General features: G+C 69.9%; 7 protein-coding genes. 3 read left to right on the top strand and 4 right to left on the bottom strand.

Translation table 11 applies throughout. The features are described from left to right. Window positions 1-5: 5 nt before the first annotated feature. On the bottom strand, window positions 6-260 hold the full coding sequence (gene mrx1 / locus AC2VOK_RS20770) for a mycoredoxin Mrx1 (RefSeq protein WP_428902127.1): 255 nt from the start codon (window positions 258-260) through the stop codon (window positions 6-8). A 175-nt stretch (window positions 261-435) separates the two neighbouring features. On the opposite strand from mrx1, the gene AC2VOK_RS20765 reads away from it, so the two are divergent. Next, window positions 436-2,535 carry an ATP-dependent DNA helicase UvrD2 gene (locus AC2VOK_RS20765; protein ID WP_428902126.1) on the top strand — a complete coding sequence of 700 codons (2,100 nt, stop codon included), beginning with the start codon at window positions 436-438 and terminating at the stop codon, window positions 2,533-2,535. A 398-nt stretch (window positions 2,536-2,933) separates the two neighbouring features. Then, complete coding sequence (locus AC2VOK_RS20760) at window positions 2,934-3,221, top strand: WhiB family transcriptional regulator (protein ID WP_428902125.1); 288 nt, start codon at window positions 2,934-2,936, stop codon at window positions 3,219-3,221. Between the two features lie 39 nt (window positions 3,222-3,260). Here AC2VOK_RS20760 and AC2VOK_RS20755 read toward each other — a convergent pair whose 3' ends face one another. From AC2VOK_RS20755 to AC2VOK_RS20745, 3 genes are all read right to left on the bottom strand, one after another. Next, entirely contained in the window at window positions 3,261-4,604 is a 1,344-nt protein-coding gene (locus tag AC2VOK_RS20755) for a macrolide-binding ATPase MABP-1 (RefSeq protein WP_428902124.1), read from the bottom strand. A 114-nt stretch (window positions 4,605-4,718) separates the two neighbouring features. Beyond that, window positions 4,719-5,579: a cyclodehydratase gene (locus AC2VOK_RS20750; protein ID WP_428902123.1), complete on the bottom strand. Its 861-nt coding sequence runs from the start codon at window positions 5,577-5,579 to the stop codon at window positions 4,719-4,721. 37 nt (window positions 5,580-5,616) lie between these two features. Then, entirely contained in the window at window positions 5,617-7,047 is a 1,431-nt protein-coding gene (locus AC2VOK_RS20745; protein ID WP_428902122.1) for a zinc-dependent metalloprotease, read from the bottom strand. 91 nt (window positions 7,048-7,138) lie between these two features. Between AC2VOK_RS20745 and AC2VOK_RS20740 the strand changes: the two genes are divergently transcribed. Continuing rightward, window positions 7,139-7,872 (top strand): YlbL family protein (locus tag AC2VOK_RS20740; RefSeq protein WP_428902121.1); only part of this gene is annotated, 734 nt, incomplete at its 3' end.

Below are 7,872 nucleotides of genomic sequence, written 5' to 3'. Positions count from 1 at the left end.
TCCGCTCAGCCGCCGACGTCGGCCAGCTTCGCCTTCACCTCGGCCGCGCTGGGGTTGGTCAGCGTCGACCCGTCGGCGAACTTGACCGTCGGAACCGTCCGGTTGCCGCCGTTGACCGAACTGACGAATTCGGCGGCCGTCGGGTCCGCTTCGATGTCGACCGCGTCGTAGGCGATCCCGCTGGACTTGAGCACCGTCATGAGACGGCGGCAGTAGCCGCACCATGACGTCGTGTAAACGGTGACGGGAGCATTGGTCATGAGAGTCCATTCGTCATGAGAGTCCATTCGTCATGAGAGTCAACGTAGCCGGGCGACCATGTGGGCCGCCCGGCGGCCTGTCGCGGCGATTCCGCGGACGGCGTCGTACGGTTCACACTCGCCGCCGCGTGGGGATGCCCCCCGTTTGTCGGCTGTCGCTGCCAAGATGGACGCCATGCCGATGGTCGCCGCTTCCCTGACCGCCGGGCTGGACGACGAGCAGCGCGACGCCGTGCTGGCCCCGCGCGGGCCGGTCTGCGTGCTCGCCGGCGCCGGCACCGGCAAGACGCGCACCATCACGCACCGCATCGCCCAACTCGTCGCCGGCGGCCATGTCGCCGCCGGGCAGGTGCTGGCGGTCACGTTCACCCAGCGGGCGGCGGGGGAGATGCGGTCGCGGCTGCGGGCGCTGGACGCCGTCGCCCGCGCCGGCGCGAGCGTCGGCGCCGTGCAGGCCCTGACCTTTCACGCCGCCGCGCACCGTCAGCTGCGGTACTTCTGGCCCCGGGTGGTCGGTGGCACCGGCTGGCAGCTGCTGGACAGTAAGTACGCCGTCGTGGCGCGGGCGGCCGGGCGGGCCCGGCTCAACGCCGGCACCGACGACGTGCGCGACCTGGCCGGCGAGATCGAGTGGGCCAAGGCCTCACTGATCGGCCCCGAGGACTACGCGAGCGCGGTGGCCGCCGCGGGCCGGGACACCCCGCTGGACGCCGCGCAGGTGGCGGCCGTGTACTCCGCCTACGAAGCGCTCAAGGTCCGGGACGAAGCGGTCACGCTGCTCGATTTCGACGACCTGCTGCTACACACCGCGGCAGCGATCGAGAACGACGCGGCGGTGGCCGAAGAGTTCCGCGACCGCTACCGCTGCTTCGTGGTGGACGAGTATCAGGACGTCACCCCGCTGCAGCAGCGGGTGCTCTCGGCCTGGTTGGGGGAGCGAGACGACCTGACCGTCGTCGGCGACGCCAACCAGACCATCTACTCGTTCACCGGGGCCTCGCCCCGCTTCCTGCTCGACTTCTCCCGGCGGTTTCCCGACGCCACCGTGGTGCGCCTGGAACGTGACTACCGCTCGACCCCGCAGGTGGTGTCCCTGGCCAACCGGGTGATCGCCGCGGCCCGGGGCCGGGTGGCCGGCAGCAAGCTTGCGCTGACCGGCCAGCGCGCACCCGGCCCGGCCCCGTCGTTTCACGAGCACCCCGACGAACCCGCGGAGGCCGCCGCGGTCGCGGCGTCGATCGCCCGGCTGATCGAGTCCGGCACCGCCACCGGGGAGATCGCCGTGCTGTACCGGATCAACGCGCAGTCCGAGGTCTACGAGGAGGCCCTGACCGAGGCGGGCATCGCCTACCAGGTCCGCGGCGGCGAGGGGTTCTTCAACCGCCAGGAGGTCAGGCAGTCGCTGTTGGCGCTGCAGCGCGTGGCCGAACGCGACCCCGAGGGCCCCCTGCCCGAGGTGGTGCGCGCCGCCCTGGAACCGGTGGGCCTGAGCGCCGAACCACCGGCGGGCAGCAAGGCGCGGGACCGGTGGGAGGCGCTGAACGCGCTGGCCGCGCTGGTGGACGACGAAGTCGCGCAACGCCCGCAGCTGACGCTTCAGGCCCTGCTCGCCGAACTCCGGACCCGCGCCGACGCGCGACACCCGCCACCCGTGCAGGGCGTCACGCTGGCCTCCCTGCACGCAGCCAAGGGACTCGAGTGGGACGCGGTGTTCCTGGTCGGGTTGGCCGACGGAACGCTGCCCATCTCGCATGCCTTGGCGCACGGCGCCGACAGCGAGCCCGTCGAGGAGGAGCGCCGACTGCTGTACGTCGGGATCACCAGGGCCCGGGTGCATCTGGCGCTCAGCTGGTCGCTGGCGCGCAGCCCGGGCGGGCGGCAGAGCCGCAAGCCGTCGCGATTCCTCAACGGCATCGCGCCGCAGGCCCGCGCCGACGCCGCGCCGGCCAAGTCGCGGCGCTCCCGGGGTGCACCGACCCGCTGCCGGGTCTGCAACAACAACCTGACCACCCCGGCGGCCGTCATGCTCTCGCGCTGCGAGACCTGTGCCGCCGACGTCGACGAGGACCTGCTGCTGCGGCTCAAGGCCTGGCGGCTGGACACCGCCAAGGAGCAGAACGTGCCCGCCTACGTCGTCTTCACCGACAACACGCTGATCGCGATCGCCGAGCTGCGGCCCGAGGACGAGGCCGCCCTGATCGCGATCCCCGGCATCGGTGCGCGCAAGCTGGAACAGTACGGACCCGACGTGCTGGACATGGTGCGCAGCCGCTGAGGCGCGGACACCCAGGCCAGAAAATCGGTTGTGGCCGCCGGCCGCCGGCGTCTACCCTCGGAGACGCGCTGTGCCGCCAGGAGGCGAAAGGAGGGTGGCCGCGATGCTGACCAGGCCGACCTTTCGCGCCGCCCACGCCGCCCACGCCGCCGGGCGGGCGGCGTGGGGCGAGCACGCCGCACGCCGCGCTGCCGCCGCGACTGGCGCGTCCGCGCACCGAGGCCATCAGTAACCAGCCCGGATAGCCGCAAGGCCACGGACCCGATGTCAACAGGATCCGGGGCCACAATTCTCACCGAGAAGAATGCTCGCCGAGAAGAATGCTCACCTGAAAACCAGCAATCTGGTCCGGATCCCACCCAGCACAGGGACCCAGACCAGAAAGCAGGTGAACGGACATGTCGGCACCGACAATCCCCAGACGGACCCGCCGTAGACAGTCCCTGCCTTGTCACGCCGGCGATCCCGACCTCTGGTTCGCCGAGACCCCCGCCGACCTCGAGCGCGCCAAGATGCTGTGCAGGAGTTGCCCGCTGCGCCGCGAGTGCCTGGCCGCGGCCCTGGAACGGGCCGAACCCTGGGGTGTGTGGGGCGGCGAGATCCTCCACCGCGGCGCGGTCGTGAGCGGCAAACGTCCGCGCGGACGTCCCCGCAAGGAACAGGCCGCAGCCTGCCATACCGCCTAATGGGAACCGATCAGCGAGCCCGCCTATAGGTCGACGTTGTCAGACGGCGGCGGTGTCGGTCTCGGCGAAGCCGGGGATCAGCTCCTCGGAGAGCGCCTTGATCGGCACGTGGGCGTCCAGCTGGCACAGGATTGCCGCCACCGACGCAATGACACGCATCGGTATCGCGAGCTTGGGCGGCAGGTCCATCTGCCGAGCCGTCTTGATCTGGGACACCGACCGGTCGAACTGGCTGTAGGTCATTTTCTGCAGCCACTTGCGGGTGTAGTGGAAGACGTCGACTTGCACGGGCTCGACGTACTGGCGCAGCATCTCGTCGATGTCGCGCGCCGAGACCTGCTGACCCTTCTGGATGAAACCGACCTTCTCCATCGTCGGCAGCAGCAGATCGTAGTTCTTGTCGCGCGCCAGCCGGATCGTCATCCCGAGTTCGACGGGATAGCCGCCGGGCAGCGGCGCGACGGCGCCGAAGTCGATGACGCCCATCCGATCGTCGGGCAACAACATGAAATTGCCCGGGTGCGCGTCGCCGTGCAGCATGCCCAGCCGGCGCGGGGCGTCGAAGGTGAGTTCCAGCAGCCTGACGCCGATCAGGTCGCGCTGCTCGGGGGTGCCGTGGCGGATGATCTCCGCCATCGGCAGGCCGTCGATCCACTCCTGGACCACCACCTTGGGGGCGCTGGCCACGACGTGCGGTATCGCGAAGCGCGGGTGCCCCTGGTAGGCCTTGGCGAAGGCGCGCTGGTTGTCGGCTTCCAGCCGGTAGTCGAGTTCCATCTCGGTGCGCTCGATCAGTTCGTCGACGACACCCTGGACGTCGGCGCCGGGGGCGAGTTGCTTGATCACCCCGACCATGCGTTGCATCGTCTTGAGGTCGGCGCGCAGCGCCTCGTCGGCGCCCGGGTACTGGATCTTGACGGCCACCTCGCGGCCGTCGGACCACACCGCTTTGTGGACTTGGCCGATGCTGGCCGAGGCCACCGGCGTGTCGTCGAATGCACTGAACCGGTCCCGCCACTTGGTGCCCAGTTGGGCGTCGAGCACGCGGTGCACCTTGTGGGCGGACAGGGGCGGGGCGTCCTTCTGCAGCTTGGTCAGGGCGTCGCGGTAGGGCTCGCCGTACTCCTCGGGGATCGCGGCTTCCATCACCGACAGGGCCTGGCCAACTTTCATCGCGCCGCCCTTGAGCTCGCCCAGAACGGTGAACAGCTGGTTGGCGGCCTTGTCCATCAGCTCGGCCTGGACCTCGTCCTTGGACTTGCCGGTCAGTCGCTTGCCGAAGCCGAGCGCTGCCCGGCCCGCGAAGCCGACCGGGATGCTGGCCAGCTTCGCGTTGCGCGCAGCCCGGCCGCGTTTGATGTCTGCCACACACCTATCATCCACGACGGTCGGCCTCGCCGGGGTGTTGATCTCGCAACAACCGGGCGCGGGCCGCCGGCGCCGTGTTCAGGGTGATCATCGAAGCGCCGGACGAGGACCGCGAAGAAGTAGCCGGCATCAGCATGAGCACAGCGGATGCCTGCTCCACTGGCGCGCCACCAGCGCACCGGCAGTGAGATCGAATTCCAACGTGGCGTTCAACGCCTGCGGCGGGCCGGGGTCGGGTACGGCCTGCTGCCCGCGGACCGCGGCGATCACCCGGTTCACCTGGCTGAGCGCCAGTGCCGCTGTCGCCAGCAGGGTCGCCCGGTCGGCGACGCCGACGGCGTCGCGCAACTGCGCGGCGATCGCCGGCCACGCCGCGTCGCGGTCGCGACGATGCAGGTCCGCGCAGCCCAAACAGCTGGTCACGCCGGGAATGACCAGCGGTCCCACCAGCCCGGTGCCGTCGCGCACGCGGACCGGCAGGTGCGGCACTTTGCGCTTGTGCAACTCACGCACCATGCGCGGGTCGACGATCAGGTAGTCCGCCAGCACGACCAGATCCACGGCGGCCGCCGACATCGCCGCGTGCGGCTGGCTGCTGTGCGCGATCCGGGCTCCAGAGCAGCGCAGCGACTCCACGAGCAGGTCTGAGAGGGGGCCACGGCCGTGCACCCGGATCGACGCCGTCCGGCCGCCGGTCCGGTGGCATTCGGTGGCGACCCCGGCGCCGACGAGCTGGGCCACCAGATTGTCCAGTGCGTCGGGATCGTTCAACCCCTGCTCGACGGCCCGACGCTGCAACTCGGGCAACGGCGTCGGTGAACGCAGGGACTGCAGCAGCGCAGCCAGGTCCGCGGCCGACAGCCCGCACGGCGGCCTTATCAGTACGGCGCGGCGGGGATCCCAGCCCACCTGGACCCCACCATCGGGCCGCAGCAACACCGGCATCGCAGGGTCCAGCACGTATCGGACCGAAGCCAGGACCGTGGGCATGAATCGAGACTGTGCCACCCCGGCGGGAACGCCGGATTCAGTTATCCACAGAACCGGTGTCCGGGCCCCGATCCTCGGGGTCGCGCTCGACGGGGTCGCGCTCGCCGGGGTCCATGTCGAACTGGGCGAGCGCCTCCGTGATGCCGCTGGTGTCCCCGCCGATGACGCCGTCGATGAAGCCGGCCGGCTCGTCGAGGTCGTTCGCGGAGGGCAGCAGATCCGGGTGCTGCCAGATGGCATCGCGGGTGTCGGCGCCCGCGGCGTCGGTCAGGCGCTCCCACAGCGTGGCGGCTTCGCGAAGCTTGCGGGGCCGCAGCTCCAGGCCGACCAACGTCGCGAACGTCTGCTCGGCGGGGCCGCCGCTGGCCCGGCGCCGGCGCAGGGTCTCGGCGAGCGCGGCCGTGCCCGGGATCCGGTCACCCAGCGCCGCGGTCACCACCATCTGGACCCAACCCTCGATCAGGGCCAGCAGCGTCTCGAGGCGTTCCAGCGCCTGCTTCTGGGCCGGTGTCGCCTTGGGCTCGAAGACCCCCTGGCCGATCAGGTTCTCCATGGCCGTGGGATCCGACAGGGACGCCGGGTCGAAGTTGCGTGCCAGCTCTTCGATTCCGCCCATGTCGATCTGCATGCCCCGGGCGTAGGCCTGCACCGCGCCCAGCAACTGGCTGGCCAGCCAGGGCACGTGGCTGAACAGCCGGTGGTGCGCGGCCTCGCGGGCGGCCAGGAAGGTGAGAATCTCGCTGCGCGGCTGCTCGAGACCGGCGGCAAAAGATTCGACGGCCTCCGGCAGGATCGCGGCCACGCCCTTGGGCCCCAGCGGTAGGCCGATGTCGGTCGAGGTCAGCACCTCGCGGGACAACCGGCCCAGTGCCTGGCCCAGCTGCGACCCGAACGCCATGCCGCCCATTTGGGACATCATCGCCAAGAGCGGACCCGCCATGCTCTTGGCTTCCTCGGGCAGCGAAGCGGCCCAGACCGATGAGATCTGCTCGGCCATCGGATCGCAGAGCCGCTTCCAGGTTTCCAGGGTGTTGTCCACCCAGTCGCCGGCCGACCAGCCCACCGCCTTGGTGGTGCCGGCGGGCAGGGCCGTGGCCCCGTCCAGCCAGGTCTCGGCGAGGTGCACCGCGTCCGTGATCGCCGCGTTCGTCGTGGCGGGGACCGGCGCGGCGAACCCGATAGAGCTGGCTGCGACGCGGCGCGCGAGTTCGTAGTTGATCGGGCCCGAGGTTTTGCCACCGGTCATGATGGGGCCCGCGTTGGTGAACATCTGACCCAGCTGGGTGAAGATCTGGCCCAGGTCGCCCATGCCGAAGTCGCCGCCGAACCCGAACGCGCCGAACGGGTCGGAGGCGCCCGACCCTGAATCGGGGTCTTTCTTCCTGTCGCGCCCCCGCTCGTTTTCTGGGGGCTCGTCTCCCGAGGAGAAGCCAAAAGGCAGGTCGGACATAAACCCAACGGTACTCATCGCCGGAACGCAACGTGGAATGCCGGGTCATGCTCGTAGCTGAATCTCGTAGCCGAATGAGGCCAACCGAAGCCCGTCTACTGTAATCGGCGTGAACAGGCGGATTCTGACTTTGATGGTCGCGCTGGTGCCGATCGTGGTGTTCGGGGTGCTGCTCGCGGTGGTGACGGTGCCGTTCGTGTCGTTGGGGCCCGGCCCCACCTTCGACACGCTCGGCGAGGTGGACGGCAAGCAGGTGGTGCAAATCCAGGGAGCGATCACCCACCCGACGACCGGTCACCTCAACATGACCACCGTCTCCCAGCGTGACGATCTCTCTCTGGGGGAGGCTCTGACGCTGTGGCTTTCGGCGCAGGAGCAGTTGGTGCCGCGCGATGTGGTCTACCCGCCGGGTACGTCGCGCGAGGAGGTGGACAAAGCCAACGACGCCGACTTCAAGCAGTCCGAGGACAGCGCCGAGTACGCCGCCCTGGGATACCTGAAGTACCCGTCCGCTGTCACCGTCGCGAAGGTCAGCGATCCCGGCCCGTCGGCGGGCAAACTGAAATCCGGTGATGCGATCGACGCCGTCAACGGCGTCCCCGTGGCCGATATCGAGGCGTTCACCGGGTTTCTGAAGAACACGAAGCCCGGCCAGGTGGTGACGATCGACTTCCGCCGCAAGAACGAGCCGGCCGGCGTGGCGCAGATCACCCTGGGCGCCAACAAGGACCGCGACTACGGTTTCTTGGGCGTTGCCGTGCTCGATGCGCCGTGGGCGCCGTTCGAGGTGACGTTCAACCTGGCCAACATCGGGGGCCCGTCGGCCGGGCTGATGTTCAGCCT

It is taken from the genome of Mycobacterium sp. TH-M116 (assembly GCF_057473685.1).
Note: the sequence above shows the minus strand (reverse complement) of the source record. Positions and strands in the feature narration are given on the sequence as shown.